The sequence below is a fragment of the Xanthobacter autotrophicus genome, assembly GCF_005871085.1.
Lineage (GTDB): Bacteria > Pseudomonadota > Alphaproteobacteria > Rhizobiales > Xanthobacteraceae > Xanthobacter > Xanthobacter autotrophicus.
This window is the reverse complement of record NZ_VAUP01000002.1, coordinates 169109-186797: the sequence shown is the minus strand read 5'-3', so window position 1 is coordinate 186797 and position 17689 is coordinate 169109. Positions and strand designations below refer to the sequence as shown.

At 67.9% G+C, this 17689-nt stretch carries 17 protein-coding genes; 10 read left to right on the top strand and 7 right to left on the bottom strand.

All coding sequences use genetic code 11. The features are described 5' to 3' along the window. The first annotated feature begins 175 nt into the window (after positions 1–175). The 3 genes from rpoZ (at position 176) to FBQ73_RS00900 (ending at position 2434) form a co-directional block, all read left to right on the top strand. Positions 176–565 carry a DNA-directed RNA polymerase subunit omega gene (rpoZ, locus tag FBQ73_RS00910; RefSeq protein ID WP_138397643.1) on the top strand — a complete coding sequence of 130 codons (390 nt, stop codon included), beginning with the start codon at positions 176–178 and terminating at the stop codon, positions 563–565. A gap of 584 nt (positions 566–1149) precedes the next feature. After that, positions 1150–1482 carry a hypothetical protein gene (locus FBQ73_RS00905; RefSeq protein ID WP_138397642.1) on the top strand — a complete coding sequence of 111 codons (333 nt, stop codon included), beginning with the start codon at positions 1150–1152 and terminating at the stop codon, positions 1480–1482. A 10-nt stretch (positions 1483–1492) separates the two neighbouring features. Next, a complete protein-coding gene (locus FBQ73_RS00900; RefSeq protein WP_138397641.1) occupies positions 1493–2434 on the top strand; it encodes an AEC family transporter in 942 nt (313 codons plus the stop codon). On the opposite strand, the gene gluQRS is transcribed toward FBQ73_RS00900, so the two are convergent. Then, complete coding sequence (gene gluQRS / locus FBQ73_RS00895) at positions 2413–3330, bottom strand: tRNA glutamyl-Q(34) synthetase GluQRS (protein ID WP_392567208.1); 918 nt, start codon at positions 3328–3330, stop codon at positions 2413–2415. The genes FBQ73_RS00900 and gluQRS overlap by 22 nt on opposite strands. A gap of 162 nt (positions 3331–3492) precedes the next feature. Here gluQRS and FBQ73_RS00890 point away from each other — a divergent pair, with 162 nt between their 5' ends. From FBQ73_RS00890 to FBQ73_RS00880, 3 genes are all read left to right on the top strand, one after another. Further along, positions 3493–4146: a DNA-3-methyladenine glycosylase family protein gene (locus tag FBQ73_RS00890; RefSeq protein WP_138397639.1), complete on the top strand. Its 654-nt coding sequence runs from the start codon at positions 3493–3495 to the stop codon at positions 4144–4146. Positions 4147–4171: 25 nt separating this feature from the next. Continuing rightward, complete coding sequence (locus FBQ73_RS00885) at positions 4172–4882, top strand: alpha/beta hydrolase (protein ID WP_138397638.1); 711 nt, start codon at positions 4172–4174, stop codon at positions 4880–4882. Positions 4883–5034: 152 nt separating this feature from the next. After that, on the top strand, positions 5035–5592 hold the full coding sequence (locus tag FBQ73_RS00880) for an HNH endonuclease (RefSeq protein WP_210236628.1): 558 nt from the start codon (positions 5035–5037) through the stop codon (positions 5590–5592). Positions 5593–5613: 21 nt separating this feature from the next. On the opposite strand, the gene FBQ73_RS00875 is transcribed toward FBQ73_RS00880, so the two are convergent. Further along, positions 5614–6102 carry a disulfide bond formation protein B gene (locus tag FBQ73_RS00875; protein WP_138397637.1) on the bottom strand — a complete coding sequence of 163 codons (489 nt, stop codon included), beginning with the start codon at positions 6100–6102 and terminating at the stop codon, positions 5614–5616. Positions 6103–6400: 298 nt separating this feature from the next. Between FBQ73_RS00875 and irrA the strand changes: the two genes are divergently transcribed. Then, positions 6401–6943 (top strand): iron response transcriptional regulator IrrA, encoded by a 543-nt coding sequence (gene irrA / locus FBQ73_RS00870; RefSeq protein ID WP_281278771.1) that lies wholly within the window; start codon positions 6401–6403, stop codon positions 6941–6943. Positions 6944–7192: 249 nt separating this feature from the next. Here irrA and FBQ73_RS00865 read toward each other — a convergent pair whose 3' ends face one another. Continuing rightward, entirely contained in the window at positions 7193–8464 is a 1272-nt protein-coding gene (locus FBQ73_RS00865) for a lytic murein transglycosylase (RefSeq protein ID WP_138397636.1), read from the bottom strand. 18 nt (positions 8465–8482) lie between these two features. Then, positions 8483–9373 (bottom strand): glutamate racemase, encoded by an 891-nt coding sequence (murI, locus tag FBQ73_RS00860; protein WP_246089498.1) that lies wholly within the window; start codon positions 9371–9373, stop codon positions 8483–8485. Between the two features lie 283 nt (positions 9374–9656). Between murI and purB the strand changes: the two genes are divergently transcribed. Then, on the top strand, positions 9657–10964 hold the full coding sequence (gene purB / locus FBQ73_RS00855; RefSeq protein ID WP_138397634.1) for an adenylosuccinate lyase: 1308 nt from the start codon (positions 9657–9659) through the stop codon (positions 10962–10964). A gap of 411 nt (positions 10965–11375) precedes the next feature. Here the strand turns inward: purB and FBQ73_RS00850 are convergent, their stop codons facing one another. The 3 genes from FBQ73_RS00850 to acnA form a co-directional block, all read right to left on the bottom strand. Beyond that, positions 11376–11747 carry a DUF2794 domain-containing protein gene (locus tag FBQ73_RS00850; RefSeq protein ID WP_210236627.1) on the bottom strand — a complete coding sequence of 124 codons (372 nt, stop codon included), beginning with the start codon at positions 11745–11747 and terminating at the stop codon, positions 11376–11378. A 525-nt stretch (positions 11748–12272) separates the two neighbouring features. Continuing rightward, entirely contained in the window at positions 12273–13007 is a 735-nt protein-coding gene (locus FBQ73_RS00845; RefSeq protein WP_138397633.1) for a DUF1223 domain-containing protein, read from the bottom strand. A 236-nt stretch (positions 13008–13243) separates the two neighbouring features. Continuing rightward, positions 13244–15940 carry an aconitate hydratase AcnA gene (acnA, locus tag FBQ73_RS00840; protein ID WP_138397632.1) on the bottom strand — a complete coding sequence of 899 codons (2697 nt, stop codon included), beginning with the start codon at positions 15938–15940 and terminating at the stop codon, positions 13244–13246. Positions 15941–15959: 19 nt separating this feature from the next. Here acnA and ccmA point away from each other — a divergent pair, with 19 nt between their 5' ends. After that, positions 15960–16727 carry a heme ABC exporter ATP-binding protein CcmA gene (ccmA, locus tag FBQ73_RS00835; RefSeq protein ID WP_449353872.1) on the top strand — a complete coding sequence of 256 codons (768 nt, stop codon included), beginning with the start codon at positions 15960–15962 and terminating at the stop codon, positions 16725–16727. A gap of 280 nt (positions 16728–17007) precedes the next feature. Beyond that, the gene (ccmB, locus tag FBQ73_RS00830) at positions 17008–17676 is read left to right on the top strand and encodes a heme exporter protein CcmB (protein WP_170218693.1); all 669 of its coding nucleotides are present in this window, start codon (positions 17008–17010) and stop codon (positions 17674–17676) included. The last annotated feature ends 13 nt before the right edge of the window (positions 17677–17689 follow it).

The window sequence follows — 17689 nt, the reverse complement described above, 5'->3', positions numbered from 1 at the left end:
TAACGAACAACGGCTGCAAACCACGTCGTGCAATCGCCTTTCTCCGACGAAGGCCGGCCCAAAGCAAGCGAAAAAGGCAGGCCGGGCTTGCCCATCATGGTGAATTGCTGTACTGACCCGCTCTTCTCAAGGCCGAGTGTTGCGCGCCTTATGCGCATGAGGGAGTGACGAGCCCATGGCCCGTGTCACGGTTGAAGATTGCATCGACAAGGTGGACAACCGGTTCGAGCTGGTCCTGCTCGCCGCCCACCGGGCGCGCATGATCTCGTCCGGCGCCCAGATCACCGTTGATCGCGACAATGACAAGAACCCGGTGGTCGCCCTGCGCGAGATCGCCGACGAGCATGTCAGCCCCGAGGATCTGAAGGAAGACCTGATCCACTCGCTGCAGAAATACACCGAGGTGGACGAGCCCGAGCCCGAGACGGTGCCGCTCATCGCTTCCGGCGACAGCTCGGGTGGCGAAGACAGCGACGTGATGCTCGACCGCATGACCGAGGAAGAGCTTCTGGCCGGCCTCCAGGGCCTGGTGCCCCCCGAGCACACCGACGACGACGAGGGTTGATCGGCTGGGCTGATCGAAGCCGCGCGCTCGCGTGCGGCTTGGTGACAGTCGAGCGACTCACGGCCGGGCCAGTCCCGGCCGTTTCGTTTTGGGGGCTGCCAATTGGGCCGGCGAACAGGGCTATTGCTCGACCGGGCACGATGGAACCCTCTCCCGCGTGCGCGAGAGGGTAGGCTGAGGGCACGCGGTGCCTTTCCTGGCGGCAGTGGTAGGGGAGACAGCCTGCCCCCTCCGCAACCCGTCCCCGCGTGCGGGAGAGCGGGCAACAGCGCTCAATTCAAACCGATTTAACGAACCCGTTGACGGGTTTGCAGCCGGGTCCTATGGTTCGAGCCATGCATTGTTCCGGATACGAGATGCCGGGTTTCTTCCCGGTCCCGCGGCGAATTCCGCGCCCGGTCGACACGGTCGGCCGGGTGAACTGACGCGCCGTCCGGGACGTTGATTTGAAGGCCGCCCCTGCCGAGGCAGGCGAGCCGCCCTTGAAGCCCCCCAATCCGGCATGGCGCGATGACCGCAAGGGCCGCATGGCCCGTCTCGCATCGCCTGCGGCCGATAAGGCCCGTTTTGCTCCGGATCGTCCCATGTCCCAAGCCCAGCCCTTTCCCACCGTCGCCGCCGACGGCCTGGACCTCCATTGCCTCACGGTGGAGGCCGAACCCGAAACCAACCTGCTGCTGCGCCTATTGGAGCCGTTCGTGATCCACGACGTGCTGCCCGCCCACGTGGCGTGCGCCACCTCGGGCGATGGCCTCGCGGTGGAGATCGTGTTCGCCGCCTCCGCCGATCTGGCGCAGCGGCTCCGGGGCCGGCTGTCGGTGATGGTGGGCGTGCGCGACGCCGCGCTTGCTCCGGCGGCTCGCGTCCGGGGCGCGCAGACCCCCGAACATCGCGCGGCGGCCACCCGCGCCGCCTGACGGATCTTCCATGCTGAGCACCCTCTCCGACATCGCCGTCATCGTTCTTCCGGTCTTCGGCATGGTGGCGGTGGGCTACCTTGCGGCCAAGGTGAAGCTGGTAAGCGAGCGCGCCAGCGACGGGCTGGCCGAGTTCGTCTTCAGCCTCGCGGTGCCGGCGCTGATCTTCAAGACGCTGAGCGAATCGAGCCTGCCGGAGGCCCAGCCCTGGGGCTATTGGATCTCTTATTTCGCCGGTGCCTTCTTCGCCTTCGGCCTCGCCATGCTGGCGGCGCGCAAGCTGTTCGGCCGCAGTCCGCAGGAGGCGGTGATCCACGGCTTCGCGGCGGGGCAGGCCAACACCGTGTTTGTGGGCGTGCCGCTCATCCTGAAGGCCTACGGACCGGAGGGGGCGGTGCCCCTGTTCCTGCTCATCGCCATCCACCTGCCGGTGATGCTGGTGGCGGCCACCGTGCTCATGGAGGGCAGCGCCGGCTTCTCCCGCGCCACCGCCATGAAGCTGGTGAAGGCGCTGGCGCTCAATCCCATCCTCATCGGCATCTATGCCGGCGCGCTGGGCCGTGTCCTCGGCATCCAGGCCACCGGCATTCCCAAGCAGATGGTGGACCTGATCGCCGCCGCCGCCACGCCCTGCGCCCTCATCTCGCTGGGTCTGTCGCTGAAGCGGTACGGTATGTCGGGGGGCGACCTTGCCCCCTCCGCGCTCATCAGCGGGCTGAAGCTGCTGGTGCATCCGGCGGCGGTCTACGCTCTCACCCTCCTGTTCCCCATGCCGGCCGTGTGGGCCGGGGTAGCGGTGCTGTTCGCCGCCATGCCTTCGGGCATCAACGGCTATCTTCTGGCCCAGCGCTACGGCATCGGGGTGGGGGCCTCCACCAGCGCGGTGTCCATGTCCACCGGGCTTGCGGTGTTCACGGTGGCGCTCTGGCTCTACGTGCTCGGGGTCGGCTGAAGCGACAGTCGCCGCAACACGTCCTGCGGGGTGGCGCCGGCGGCGCGCAGGGCGGCAAGGCTGGTGGCCGAATTGCTCTTGGAGAGCTTGTAGCCGCTGTCGTCCAGAATCAGCCGGTGGTGGTGATAGACCGGCGTCGGCAGGCCCAGCAGGCGTTGCAGCAGCACGTGCACCGCAGTGGCGTGGAAGAGGTCCATGCCGCGGATGACGTGGGAGATGCCCTGCGCGGCGTCGTCCACCACCACCGAGAGGTGATAGGAGGTGGGCACGTCCTTGCGCGCCAGAACCACGTCGCCCCAGCGGGCGGCATCGGCTTCCACTGTCTTGAGCGGCCCCTCGGGAAGGCCCTGCGCCTCTTCCCAGGAGAGCGGGCCGCCCCCCATGTCCCGAAGCGCGGCGATGGACGCCGCCATATCGAGCCGCACTACGAAGGGTGCGCCGCGGTCGCGCAGCGCGGCCCGCGCCGCATCGCTCATGGCCGAGCGGGGGAAGGGGTTGAGCGGCGCCCCGTCCGGGTCGCGCGGGGCAGGGCGGCCGGTGGCGCTTTCCTGTCCGATCACCGCGCCGGCGATCTCGGAGCGGCTCTCGAAGGCAGGATAGACCAGCCCCATGGCTTCGAGCCGGGTGATGGCGGCGGCATAATCGCCAAAATGCGCCGACTGCCGGCGCACCGGCCCATCGGGCAAGATGCCGAGCCAGGCGAGGTCGTCGAGGATGCCGCGCGCATATTCCGGGCGACATCGGGTGGTGTCGATATCCTCCAGGCGCACCAGGAAGGTGCCGCCGAGGCGCCGCGCCGCCTCCGCATTCACCAGCGCCGAGAAGGCGTGGCCGAGATGCAGCCGGCCATTGGGGCTGGGCGCGAAGCGGCAGGTGAAGGGCGCGGGTTTGGACATGGCGCTAGGAGGCATGGCGCGAGAAGACATGGCGCTAGGATTAGAGGGTTTTCGCGTAAAGGGGATCCCGGTTGGCCTGAAGAAAACGGGTCGACACCGGTTTCTCGTGCGTGTGTCGTGAACGGGCGCGACCGCGAGGTGTTCCGGCACGAGGGGAAGGCGATGATGAGGGAACCGCACCTGTCCGACCAGCCGGCCTTCGAGCGGGCACTGGACGATCTCATCGCCCTCGACCCGCGCCTCGTGCCACTGGTGGAACTGGCGGGCCGACCAAGCCTGCGCCGGCGGCCGCCGGGCTTTGCAGGGCTTGCGGCGGTGGTGGTGGCGCAGCAGCTCTCGGTGGCCTCGGCCCGCGCCATCTTCGGCCGGCTGGAGGCCACGCTGGGCGGCGCGCCCCGCGTGGAAGCAATGCTGGCCGCGACCCCGGAGGCCCTGCGCGCCGCCGGCCTCTCGGCGCCCAAGATCCGCACCCTCACAGGCATCGCCCGGGCGCTGGCGGAAGGGGAGGTGGACCTCGACGCCGTGGCCGGAATGGAGGCGGACGCGGCCGCCGAAACCCTCACCCGCCTGCCCGGCGTGGGGCTGTGGACCGCCGACATCTACCTGCTGTTCTGCCTGGGCCGGGCGGATGCCTTTCCCCACGGTGACCTTGCCCTGCAGGTGGCGCTGGGCGAGGCCTTCGCCTTGCCGGGGCGGGCGACGCCCCAAGGCCTGCGGGCGGTGGCGGAGGATTGGCGCCCCCTGCGCGGCGTGGCGGCGCATCTGCTGTGGGCGTATTATGGCGCGCGGCGGACCCGACAGGGTGCGCCAGCCTGAGCACTGTTCCTATTGGTATTGCCACATGACATTTCCCAGCGGCTCCTTTCCCCTTGATGGCGTGTCCCTTGACGATCCGGTGCTCGACGGCCCGCGCCTGCGCCCGCGCAACGGCGGTGCGCCGGATTGCCTCGTGGTGCTGCTGCACGGCTATGGGGCGGACGGTCGTGACCTCATCGACATCGGCAATGCCTGGGCCGACCTTCTGCCCGGCGCCATGTTCGTCTCGCCCCATGCGCCCGATCCCTGCGCGGGAGCGCCGGTAGGCCGCCAGTGGTTTCCGCTGACCTTCCGCGATCCCCACGAGCTGACCCTCGGCGCCGAGGGCGCCGCGCCCCTGCTGCGCGACTTCCTCGCAGAGGAACTGGCTAAATACGATTTGCCGCCGGAGCGCCTCGCTTTGGTGGGTTTCAGCCAGGGGGCGATGATGGCGCTGAAGCTCGGCACCACGGCGCAGGTGGCCCCGGCAGCGGTGGTGGCTTATTCCGGCATGTGGGTGGATGCCGGGCGTGGCGACATCCAGCTGTCGGCGCGCCCGCCGGTGCTGCTGGTGCATGGCAGCGAGGACGAGGTGATTCCCGCCCAGGCCCTGTTCGCCTCGGCGCAGGGGCTGGCGGCGGCCGGCGTGCCGGTGGAATGGCACCTGAGCCAGGGCCTCGGCCACGGCATCGACGACGAGGGACTGTTCCACGGCGGGCGGTTCCTCGCCGAGTTCCTGGGCAAGACGCGCGGCTGAGCCCGGCGGGGCTGAGTCGTCAGGCTTTATCCAACAGCATTCGGACGTGGTTTGGCCGCGGCTTCACAAGGATGACACGGAGCATATAGAGTATCGCCCGCGCATCGGGATCGTCAGCGACGATTCGGCTGCGCAGACGAGGAGTTCGGTCCTTGACCACTGCTTTGTCACCAGGTGCCTGGCCAGCGCTCGTGCTCAACGCGGACTATCGTCCGTTGAGCTACTACCCGCTGTCGGTCTGGAGTTGGCAGGACGCCATCAAGGCAGTCTTCCTCGATCGCGTGAACATCGTCGAATATTACGACAAGGCGGTGCGAAGTCCGGGGTTCGAGATCCGCCTGCCCAGTGTCGTATCGCTCCGCACCTTCGTGAAGCCCACGCGACAACCGGCCTTCACCCGCTTCAACGTCTTCCTGCGTGATCGCTTCTCCTGCCAATATTGCGGCTCGCGGGAGGACCTCACCTTCGATCATCTCATCCCACGCTCCCGGGGCGGGCAGACCACCTGGGAAAACGTCGTCGCAGCCTGCTCCCCCTGCAACCTGCGCAAGGGCAGCCATATGCCGGGCGACCTGGGAATGTGGCCGGCGCAGATGCCGTACCAGCCTTCCGTGCACGACCTGCACCAGAACGGGCGCCACTTCCCGCCCAACTACCTGCACGAAAGCTGGATGGATTATCTCTACTGGGATACCGAGCTGGATCCCTGAGCGCCGTGTGACGCTCCTATGTCACGCTTTGCGACCGGTTGTCGCGGCGCCGAATGCCACTACGGCCATCCCCGCCGCGATCAGCGCGTTCCATCCTGCCATGGAAACCCCGAACAGCCGCCACGCCGCCTCGTCGCAGCGCGGCACCCGCGCGCCCTTCAGGGCGGACAGGACATTACCCGTCATCACTGGTGCTCCGGTGCAGGCGGTGGGGCCGCTCCAGAACTTCCATTCCACGCCCGCGTGGAAGATGGCGAGGCCGGTGTTGCCCACCATGGCGAGGCCGATGACGCTCAGCAGCACCCGCGCCAGCGTGGTCCGGCCCGTGCGGGCGGCGACGAATGCCAGCAGCCCCAACGGGATCGCGGCGTAATAGGGCAGCCGCTGGTCGAGGCACAGCGGGCAGGGGGCAAGGCCCACCACCAACTGGAAATACCACGCCGCCGCCAAGGCGAGGGCCGATCCGGTCACCAGCAGCAAGGCCGCCGTTTCGTCGAGACGCTGGAGCAAGGCGAATGTCCTGAAAGGGGCCGACTGACCCCGGCGGGAGGGCGATAGACCCGCCGGGCGCGCCTGTCCATGACCCGGAAGCGGGATGACGCGCAAGTGAGCCGAGCCGGGGTGCGGGCTGGTCCTGATACTCCCCGGAGGTTGCCAGCCACCTTGGAACTTTTCTTACTCAGGGGCGCCTGTATGGCGCTGCAGTGCAATATCGGGTATAAAGTTGCTAGTCGTCTTCGGAGGCATTCGCATTGCGTTTCTCCTTCGACGGCATATTTTGGTTTTAGCTACACAGATTGCAGCCGAAATGAACGAGATGATCCGCTCCCGCTCCCCATTCGGTGCCCCCTTCGCGCAGGCCGATGCGCAGGACGAGCCGGTTCTTCCCGTCGCCCAGCTTCGCGACATCAACACCACGCGCCGGACCGGATGCCCGTTCCACGACGTGCGCGAGATGCTGAAGGACGTGGGCCTGCGCCCCACCCGCCAGCGCCTCGCCCTCGGCTGGCTGCTGTTCGCCAAGGGCGACCGGCACGTGACCGCGGAAATCCTGCACGAGGAAGCCATCAAGGCGCGCTTCCCGGTGTCGCTCGCGACGGTCTACAACACCCTGCACCAGTTCACGGAATCGAGCCTGCTGCGGGAAGTGGCGGTGGACGGCTCCAAGACCTATTTCGACACCAACGCCTCCGATCACCACCATTTCTTCCTCGAGGGGCAGAACGACCTGGTGGACATTCCGGCCAACGATGTGGCGGTCCAGCTCCTGCCCGAGCCGCCCGAGGGTTATGAGGTCGCCCGCGTGGACGTTGTGGTGCGCCTGCGCCGCAAGAGCACCGCGCGCGGCTGAAGCCCTTTCGCGGCTGAGTCGGTTGGGGTTGGGTCGTCCCCCGCTAGGTTCCGGATTGATCGATGGATGCAATGCCCCGGCTGGTCCGGGGCATTTCTGTTTCAGGGTGGAGCCGGCCATGAATGCCGGCGCGGGCAGAGGGGCGCGGGTGGCGGGATGGGGGCTTCCGACACGCCCCGTGAGCCGCGCAGAAGCGGCGATTCGTCTGCGCCTTCCGGCGCTCTGCTCTGCGGATTCCGGGCCGCGTCGCTACCGTCCCTGCCGCAAGGCGTTGAGCACGGCGATGGAGGCGTAGCCGTCCGCCGGGGTGATGCCCACCTTCTGTTGGAAGCCGCGCACCGCCCGCATGGTATCGGCGCCCACGCGCCCGTCAGCCCCGCCGGTGTTGAAGCCGGCCGCGGTCAGGCGCTGCTGCACCTCTTGCAGCTCCGCCAGGGTCAGCGCCCGCTCGCCGCCCGGCCAGGAGGCCACGAACGGCCCCTCTCCCATGATTCGGTCGCCCAGATGCACCACGGCGAGGGCGTAGTTGGACGAAGGATTGTAGGAGCGCACCGCATAGAAATTATGGAGCAGCAGCAGCGCCGGCCCGCCGTCGCCGCCGGGCAGCCACAGGCGCGCGGGCTCGTCATAGCCGGAGAGCGACTGGCCCTCTACGGTCACCACCCCCAGTTCGCCCCATTGGGCAAGAGGCCGGCGGGTCTTGTTGTCGGCGAGGTCGGTGTTGAAGCCGCCCGGCAGCTTCGCTTCAAAGCCCCAAGGTTCACCGCGGCGATATTTGCCGCGCTTCACCAGATAATTGGCGGTGCCGGCCAGGGCATCGTCCGGCTTGCCGAAGGGCGAGATACGGCCGTCACCGTCGAAATCCACGCCCATGTTGAGCCAGACCTCGGGCATCCACTGGGTGTGGCCCATGGCGCCCGCCCATGATCCCCGCATCTCCTGCGGGGTGCCCCAGCCGCGCTCCACGATGACGAGGGCGTTGAGCAGCTCCGTTTCCCAATATTTGCGCCGCCGCGCATCGCCCCAGGCCAGCGCCGCGAGGGAGGGGAAGATGGGGGTCATGTGCTTGGGATTGTCGAGCACGTCGCCGAACGCGCTCTCCATACCCCAATAGCCGAGCATCACCCGGCGATCGACGCCGAACGCCTTCTCGATGCGGTCGAACAGGCCGGCATATTGCTGCGCCCGCTGCTTGCCGGTGGCGATGCGCCAGTCGGAGACGCGGCGGTTGAGATACTGCCAGCTCTGCTCGGTGAACTCGGCCTGGTTGCGATCCTGCGCATAGACGGCGGTATCCGGCTTCAGGCCGCTGAAGACGCGGTTGTAGGTGGCGTCTGAAACCCCGCGCGCGCGGGCCCTGGCGCGGAAGGTCTCCACCCAGCGCGGGAAGGGCTGCGCCGCCTGCTGGGCGAGGGCCGGGGCCGCGAGCAGTCCCGCGCCTGCAAGAGAGCCTGCAAGAGAACCTGCAAGAGAACCCGCAAGTCCGAGGGTGAAGGCGCGGCGGTTCAGGGCGAGGGTCATTCGGTCTCCAGGCAGAAATCAGCTGGCGCCGCGCGGCGGGCCGGACGGGTCCAGCACCTGCGGCGGGGCCACGGGACGGCCGACGATGATCGCGATGCGGTCCGCCTCCAGCGGCCGCAGGGTCGAGACCAGCCGCACCAGCGGCGGATCCTCGTTGCGGCTCTGCGTGGCCTCCTGCGGCGCGGCGGCGCCGATAAGCTGGGTCACGCGGCGGGCGATGGCCGGGGCGGGATCGATGAAGGTCACCGGCCACGGCGCGAGGCGGGCCAGCCGGTCAAGAATGAGCGGATAATGGGTGCAGGCGAGCACCACCGTGTCGGTGCGCCGGCCGCCGGCATTGACGAAGCAGGGCGCGATCTCGGCCGCGATGTCGGCATCGTCCACGAGATCGCCGGCCATGGCGGCCTCGGCGAGGCCGGCCAGACGGTCGCTGGGCACCAGCGCCACGTCGCAACCGGAGGCAAATTCCCGCACCAGCGCGACGGTATAATCGCGCCGCACCGTGCCGGGGGTGGCCAGCACGCTCACGCGTCTGGTGCGGGAGGCGAGGCAGGCGGGCTTGATAGCGGGCACCGTGCCCACGAACGGCACCGTGTGGCGCGCACGCAGCGATGGCAGGGCCAGGGTGGAGGCGGTGTTGCAGGCGATGACCACGAGGTCCGGCTTCATGTCGCAGATCAGCCGATCCATGACATGGCCGACGCGGTTGACCAGCGTCTCGTCGTCGAGAGCGCCATAGGGAAAGGCGGCATCGTCGGCGGCATAGATGAAATGCGCGTCGGGCCGCACCCGGGCGACCTCGCGGAACACGGACAGGCCGCCGAGCCCCGAATCGAACACCAATATGGTGGGCGCGCGATCCGCCAGCTCCGAGGCCAGCACGCGGGGAAGCGGAGCAGGGGAGGTCACGGCGGGGCTCTCGGCGGCAGGTGAGACGATGGGCAAACGCTTATCCTCAACGGCGCAGGCGAGATTGTGACGCCGCGCCCGTAAAGGAAGGGTGAGCGGCCGCCGGAGCGGGAAACATCCGGCTTCGCTCTTGCGGGAGCCGAAGGGGGCGACGGGCGGGTCGGGCGGGAAGGTGAAACCGGTGTTTGCATTGACCCGGCAGCTCCCATGTCTGCGCCGCGCTACCCGGCGCTGTGCCTTTCTGCTAAAGCGCTCGCCTACATAATATGACGAGCACCCGCACATGATCCCGCGTTACAGCCGGCCGGAAATGGCCGCCATCTGGTCCCCCGAAGCCCGCTTCCGCATCTGGTTCGAGATCGAGGCCCATGCCGCCGACGCCATGGCGGACCTCGGCATCGTGCCGAAGGAGGCCGCGGCCAAGATCTGGGAGCTGGGCGGCAAGGCCGAGTTCAACGTGGAGCGCATCGACGCCATCGAGCGGGACGTGAAGCACGACGTCATCGCTTTCCTCACCCATCTCGCCGAATTCGTGGGGCCGGAAGCGCGCTTCGTGCACCAGGGCATGACCTCGTCGGACGTGCTGGACACCTGCCTCGCGGTGCAGCTGGCCCGCGCCAGCGACCTGCTGATCGCCGACGTGGACGCGCTTCTGAAGGTGCTGGAGCGCCGGGCGTTCGAGTTCAAGCTCACCCCCACCGTGGGCCGCTCCCACGGCATCCATGCCGAGCCCACCACCTTCGGCGTGAAGCTTGCCATCGCCGCCGCCGAGTTCCAGCGTGCCCGCGCCCGGCTGGTGGCCGCCCGCGCGGAGGTGGCCACATGCGCCATCTCCGGGGCGGTGGGCACGTTTGCCCATATCGATCCGGCGGTGGAAGCCCATGTGGCGGAAAAGCTGGGGCTGACCGTGGAGACTGTCTCCACCCAGGTGATCCCGCGCGACCGGCACGCCATGTTCTTCGCGGTGCTGGGCGTGGTGGCCTCCTCGGTGGAGCGGCTCGCCACCGAGGTGCGCCATCTCCAGCGCACCGAGGTGCTGGAGGCGGAGGAGTATTTCTCCCCCGAGCAGAAGGGCTCCTCGGCCATGCCCCACAAGCGCAATCCGGTGCTCACCGAGAATCTCACCGGCCTTGCCCGCATGGTGCGCGCCTATGCCCTGCCGGCCATGGAGAACGTGGCCCTGTGGCACGAGCGGGACATCTCCCACTCCTCGGTGGAGCGCATGATCGGCCCCGATGCCACGGTGACGCTGGACTTCGCTTTGGCCCGCCTCACCGGCGTCATGGACAAGCTGGTGGTCCACACCGACAACATGCAGAAGAACATGGACAAGCTGGGCGGGCTCATCCACTCCCAGCGGGTGCTGCTGGCGCTGACCCAGAAGGGCGCGAGCCGTGAGGACAGCTATCGCCTGGTGCAGCGCAACGCCATGCGGGTGTGGCGCGGGGAGGGCGATTTCCGCACCTTCCTGCTCAACGACGCGGATGTGCGCAAATACCTCTCGGAAGACGACATCAACGAGAAGTTTGATCTCGGCTACCACTTCAAGAATGTGGACAACATCTTCAAGCGGGTGTTCGGCCGGGCGTGAGGCCTGAGGCCGCGCGTCGCGGGGAGCGGTCGGCCTGGAGCCGGCCAACCCATTTCTCACCATCGTCGCCCTCCGGCTTGAACGGAGGGTCCATCTCGCCGCTTTCCACGCCCTGCCACTTTATCCCCGCCGCGTTATCCCGGCCGGGCCATGGGCCGTCCGGTCAAGCCGGACGGCGACGGGGTGAAATCGTCTTGAGGCGCCGCCCCTTCCCCACCCCCTCCCCCGCAAGCGGGAGAGGGGGTGGGCCGGCGCTTCTCCGCCCATTTCTCACCATCGTCGCCCTCCGGCTTGACCGGAGGGTCCATCTCGCCGCTTTCCACGCCTCCGGCCCGTTTTCCCGGTCGAGCCATGGGCCGTCCGGTCAAGCCGGAGGGCGACGGGGTGAAATCGCCTTGAGGCGCCGCCCCCTCAGATCGCCTTCAACGGCTTTTCCAGCACGGCGAGGACGCGAGGCAGTTCATGGCCGCGCTTCAGGATGTGACCGGTCTGGGAGACGACGCAATACATGCCCTGGCGCCGGGCGAGGCGCGGGTCTTTCTCGATGCGGTAGAGAGGCATGTCCATGGCGCGGCGGAAGATGGCGAACACCGCCTTGTCGCGCGTGAAGTCGATGGCGTAGTCGCGCCATTCACCTTGCGCCACCATGCGCCCGTAAAGGTCTAAGATGCGGTCGAGTTCCCGCCGGTCGAAGGTGATCTTCAACGGGACGGGAGATGGAGCCGCGGGCTGGACCGGAACGGCGCCGCGGCGGGACAGGATTATGGGTTCAACGACTCCCATCGGGCCTCCTCTGTCGCGGCCTCACCCGAATGCCCGATCCGCCGATGCGTGCTCGCGAACGCGCTGCGACGGCGGGCGGGACGGTGCAAGCCCTGGCTCTCGCCTATGATCGCCCTCGGCAGGGCGCCTTTCAAGGTCAATTGGTAGCCGGCTGTCGCTTTCGATTTTGCTGTATCTTGATACCGATCACGGCAACGTCAATCAAATCACAGTCTCGCCGAAATTCGGTCAATTGCCTGCCGTGCCCCGGCGTGATCTTCACTCGCGTAGCAGGGCCGGTTCGCGAGGCGCTCCGGTATCCCAGCCCCCCAGCCCCCCGGGGTGCGCGCGGACCGGCCACTGCTACGCACCGACATTGAAGACCCCCAATAAGGCCGCCTTTCGAGGCGGCCTTTTTTTTGCGCGCAGCGCCTGGATGGCTAACGCCCGGCCGCGCACTGCGCCGGCCACGGCCGGACGTTAGGCGCGCACCGAGGCACGCCGGCGCCAAGGCGTCGATGGGCGAGGGCGTCGATGGGAGAGATATCAGTCGCCGAGGGGGAGGAAGGCGGCGCCGATGATGGGGCCGGGCGTGGCCGGGCTGCCGGTCTGCACCAGCACCGCCACGGAATCGACCCCCTCGCGGCTGATGTCCTTGAGCGCCACGCGATAGCGCCGGGCATCGCCCTGCCAGGAGGCGACACGGATCCAGCCGCGCACCACATTGGAATAGGTCACGTTGCGCCCGCCGTTTTCGCCCCGGCCGATCGCGACCGTCTGGCTGCGCATCACCGGGCACAGCCAGAGGTCCGTGCCCTCGGCGGCGGCCTTGCTCTCGGGCAGGGTGATCTCGACGGCGTCACCATCCCGCGTCACCGAGACCGGCACCGTGAGCCCGCCATTGCTGCGGGCGGCGAACAGGGCGCGCTGGAGCGCGGCGCGGTCACTGCCCTTGGCGGACAAGGTGCCGTCGACCACCACCTGCGGGGTGAACACCTTCCGGTCCGGGCGCTGGTCGGCATAGGCCTTCTGGCGCAGCGAATGGCCGTGTAGCGCCAGTGTGTCCTTCCAGCCCACATAGTCCCAATAATCCACCGCCAGCGTGAGGGCGAGGACCTGCGGGTCCTTGGCGATCTCGGTAAGGAGGGCGTCGGCGGGCGGGCAGGAGGCGCAGCCCTGGCTTGTGAACAGCTCCACCACGGTCTTCGGCTGGCTCTGCCCCAAGGCCGGACTGGCGGCCAGGGCGAGCAGAAGCGCGAGGGTGGTGCGAGCGAAGGTCATGGTGCGCAATAAGGGCTTTCGGTAAAGGGAATGGCATCGGGAATAACCGAGGCGGGGGGCCGGCACCAGTCACAAAGGGGTGTCACGGCGGGCCGGAAAAATGTCCGGGACGGCTCCCGCAAGAGCAGCAAAAACGGCACTGGCGCGGGGCCCGCACGGTGTGCCCTACATGAAAAAGGCCGGCCCGGAGCAAACCGGGCCGGCCCTTGTTTATCACCGGCGGAAGCCGGCGCAGATCAGGCCGCGAGCGAGCGCAGCACGTAGGGCAGGATGCCGCCGTTGCGGAAGTAGTCGAGCTCGTCCAGCGTATCGATACGGCAGATGAGGTCCACGTTCTTCACCGAGCCGTCGGCGAACTTGATCTCGGCGGTCAGGGTCTGGCGCGGCTTGAGGTCGCCCTCGATGCCCTTGAGGGTGACGATCTCGTCGCCCTTGATGCCGAGGGTCTGCCAGCTCTCGCCGTCCTTGAACACCAGCGGCACGATGCCCATGCCCACCAGGTTCGAGCGATGGATACGCTCGAAGGACTGGGCCACCACGGCGCGCACGCCGAGCAGCTTGGTGCCCTTCGCCGCCCAGTCGCGGGACGAGCCGGTGCCGTATTCCTTGCCGGCGAACACCACCAGCGGCACGCCCTCGGAGCGGTACAGCATGGCCGCATCATAGATCGGCAGCTGGGCGCCATCCGGATAATGGATGGTCACGCCGCCTTCCACGCCCGGCACCATCTGGTTCTTGATGCGGATGTTGGCGAACGTGCCGCGCATCATCACTTCATGGTTGCCGCGGCGGGTGCCGTACTGGTTGAAGTCCACCGGGCGCACCTGATGCTCGATCAGGTACTGGCCCGCCGGGGACGCCTGCTTGATGGAGCCGGCCGGCGAGATGTGGTCGGTGGTGATGGAGTCGAGGAACAGGCCCATGATCCGGGCATCGATGATGTCGGTGACCGGAACCGGGTCCTTCGTCATGCCGACGAAGTAGGGCGGGTTCTGCACATAGGTGGAGGCATCCTGCCAGGCATAGGTCTGGCCGGTGGGAATGGCGATCTTCTGCCAGTTCTCGTCGCCCTTGAAGACGTCGGAATACTTTTCCTTGAACATCTTCTTGGTGACGTTCTCGCGGATGTACTGGGCCACTTCCTTGTTGGAGGGCCAGATATCCTTGAGATAGACGGGATCGCCGTTCTTGTCGGTGCCGAGGGGCTCGGTGGTGAGGTCGATCTGCAGCGAGCCGGCCAGTGCGTAGGCCACCACCAGCGGCGGGGAGGCGAGGTAGTTCGCCTTCACGTCGGGGTTCACACGGCCCTCGAAGTTGCGGTTGCCGGAGATGACGGCGCCGGCCACGAGGTCGTTCTTGTTGATCGCCTCGGAGATGGCCTCCGGCAGCGGGCCGGAATTGCCGATGCAGGTGGTGCAGCCGAAGCCCACCAGATTGAAGCCGAGGTCGTCCAGATACTCCTGGAGGCCGGCGGCATTGAGATAGCCTTCCACCACCTGGGATCCGGGCGCCAGCGAGGTCTTCACCCACGGCTTGGACTTCAGGCCCTTCTTCACCGCGGCCTTGGCGAGCAGGCCGGCGGCGATGAGCACGGAGGGGTTGGAGGTGTTGGTGCAGGATGTGATGGCGGCGATCACCACGTCGCCATGGCCGACGCTGTAGTCGGTGCCGGCCACGGGAACGCGCTTGGACGCCTCACCGGGCTTCTTGAACTCGCCTTCCAGCGCGGCGAGGAAGCCGGCCTTGCTCTCGGAGAGCAGCACGCGGTCCTGCGGGCGCTTGGGGCCGGCCATGGACGGCAGCACGGTGTCGAGGTCGAGTTCCAGCGTGTCGGTGAACACCGGGTCGGGGGTGTCCTTCTTGCGCCACATGCCCTGGGCCTTGGAGTATTTCTCCACCAGGTCGTAGCGGCTTTCCTTGCGGCCGGTCTCTTCCAGATAATCGATGGTCTCGCGATCCACCGGGAAGAAGCCGCAGGTGGCGCCGTATTCCGGGGCCATGTTGGCGATGGTGGCGCGGTCGGCGAGCGACAGGTGCTCCAGGCCCGAGCCGTAGAACTCCACGAACTTGCCCACCACGCCCTTCTTGCGCAGCATCTGGGTGACGGTGAGCACGAGGTCGGTGGCGGTGATGCCTTCCTTCAGCTTGCCGGACAGCTTGAAGCCGATCACCTCGGGGATGAGCATGGAGATGGGCTGGCCGAGCATGGCCGCCTCGGCCTCGATGCCGCCCACGCCCCAGCCCAGCACGCCCAGGCCATTGACCATGGTGGTGTGCGAATCGGTGCCCACCAGGGTGTCGGGATAGGCGACGGTGACCGTCTTGCCGTCCAGCTCTTCCTTGCGGGTCCACACGGTCTGCGCCAGGTATTCAAGGTTCACCTGGTGGCAGATGCCGGTACCCGGGGGCACGACGCGGAAATTGTCGAACGCGCTCTGGCCCCACTTCAGGAAGCGGTAGCGCTCCTGGTTCTGCTTGTATTCCTCGTCCACGTTCTTCTTCAGCGCGCTGTCGGTGCCGAAGAAGTTCACGATCACCGAGTGATCGATGACGAGGTCGACGGGGACCAGCGGGTTGATCTTGGCCGGGTCGCCGCCGAGCGCCACCATGGCGTCACGCATGGCGGCGAGGTCCACCACTGCCGGAACGCCGGTGAAGTCCTGCATCAGCACGCGGGCGGGGCGGTAGGCGATTTCCTTTTCCGCCTTGCCGCGATTGTTCAGCCAGTCGGCCACGGAGATCACGTCGTCCTTGGTGACCGATCGGCCATCCTCGAAGCGCAGCATGTTCTCCAGCAGCACCTTCATGGAGAAGGGCAGGGCGGAGACGCCCGGGAGCCCGTTCTTCTCCGCCAGCTCAAGGCTGTAATAGACGTATTCCTTATCGTCTACCGTCAGGGTTGTACGACACTTGAAGCTGTCGAGAGAAGTCACGTGCGATAACTCCGGTTCGATGATCGACCGAGGTAACGCCGCCGAATGTGGGGAAGCCACCTTGGACGGCGCGGTTCGGGGGCTTTATAGAGCCATTTCAAAGCGCGGTCATGCGATAACAGCATTCAATGTGCAATGCACCATAAGCAGGGGGCGCGGAGCAATGGCGGTGTCGGCGCTGTTGGGGGAAAAGCTGGCCTGCCGCAGGGGGTTCAAACTGCTGTTCGAGCAGCTGGACGTGACCGCGCGCTCCGGGCGGGCGCTGCTGGTGGTGGGGCCGAACGGGGCGGGCAAGTCTTCGCTGCTGCGCATCCTCTCCGGCCTGCTCGGGGCGACCGAAGGGAAGGTGCGTCTCGACGGGCCGGGCCTTGAGGCCGCCGACGCCGGGGTGGGCGAGCACATCCACTATCTTGGCCACGAGGATGCGGTGAAGGGCGCGCTCACCGTGCGCGCCAATCTCGCCTTCTGGCGCACCGTGCTCGGACCCACGGGCCTGCCGGTGGAGGATGCGCTGGACGAGGTGGGCCTTGGCGGCCTCGGCGGGCTCAGGGCGCAGGTGCTCTCCGCCGGGCAGAAGCGCCGGCTCGCCATCGCCCGGCTGCTGGTGTCGCGCCGGCCAGTATGGGTGCTGGACGAGCCCACCACGGCCCTCGACGTGAAGGCGCAGGCGCGCTTTGCCGCCTTCGGCCGAGGCCATCTGGCGGAAGGCGGCATCCTGATCGCCGCCACCCACGCCCCGCTCGACCTGGGCGATGTGGACGAACTCAGGCTGGGGGGCGTGGGGTGATGGCGCGCGGCGTGGATCTGGAACGGCGAGGCGGGGTTGGCGGGAGGGGTGTTCGAGCCGGCACCATCCTGCCCCCTCTCCCGCGTGCGGGGGAGGGGGCGATGGCACGTCTCAACCCCGTTGCCCTCCGGCTTGACCGGAGGGCCCATCTCGCGGCTTTCCAATTCCCCGCCGCCTTGTCCCGGCCGGTCCATGGGCCGTCCGGTCAAGCCGGACGGCGACGGTGCTCTACAGCCTTTTGGCGCCGCCCCCGCCTCACCTTCCGGAGCCTTCGCCCATGATGGCCGCCTTCTTCGCCATCGTGCGGCGTGACCTTGCGTTGTCCCTCGGCTCCGGCGGCGGTGCGGGGCTGGGGGTGGTGTTCTTCCTCAGCGTGGTCACGGTGGTGCCGTTCGCGGTGGGGCCGGATCTGGTGCTGCTGGCCCGCATCGGCCCGGCCATCCTGTGGATCGGCGCCTTGCTCGCGAGCCTCATTGGCCTGGAGCGCCTGTTCGCCGCCGATGCGGAGGATGGCTCGCTCGATGCGCTCACCCTGTCGGCCCTGCCGCTGGAGCTGGCGGCGGCGGCCAAGGGGCTCGCCCACTGGCTCGCCACCGGCCTGCCGCTGGTGCTGGCCGCCCCGGTGCTGGCGCTGATGCTGAATCTGGAGCCCGCCGCCATCGGCGCGGTGGTGCTGACCCTGCTGGTGGGAACCCCCGCCGTCACCTTCCTCGGCCTCATCGGCGCGGCGTTTGCCGGGGCATTCCGGCGCGGCGGGCTTTTGATCGCGGTGCTGGTGATTCCTCTCGCGATCCCGGTGCTGATCTTCGCCGTTTCGGCGACGCAGGCGGCGGTGGTGGGGCCGGTGCCGTTCGGCACGCCGTTCCGCGTGCTGCTGGGCCTCACCCTGTTCGCGCTGGTGCTGGGTCCGGTGGCCGCCGCCGCCGCGCTGCGGGCTGCGCGATCCTGAGCGCTGCCGAAGC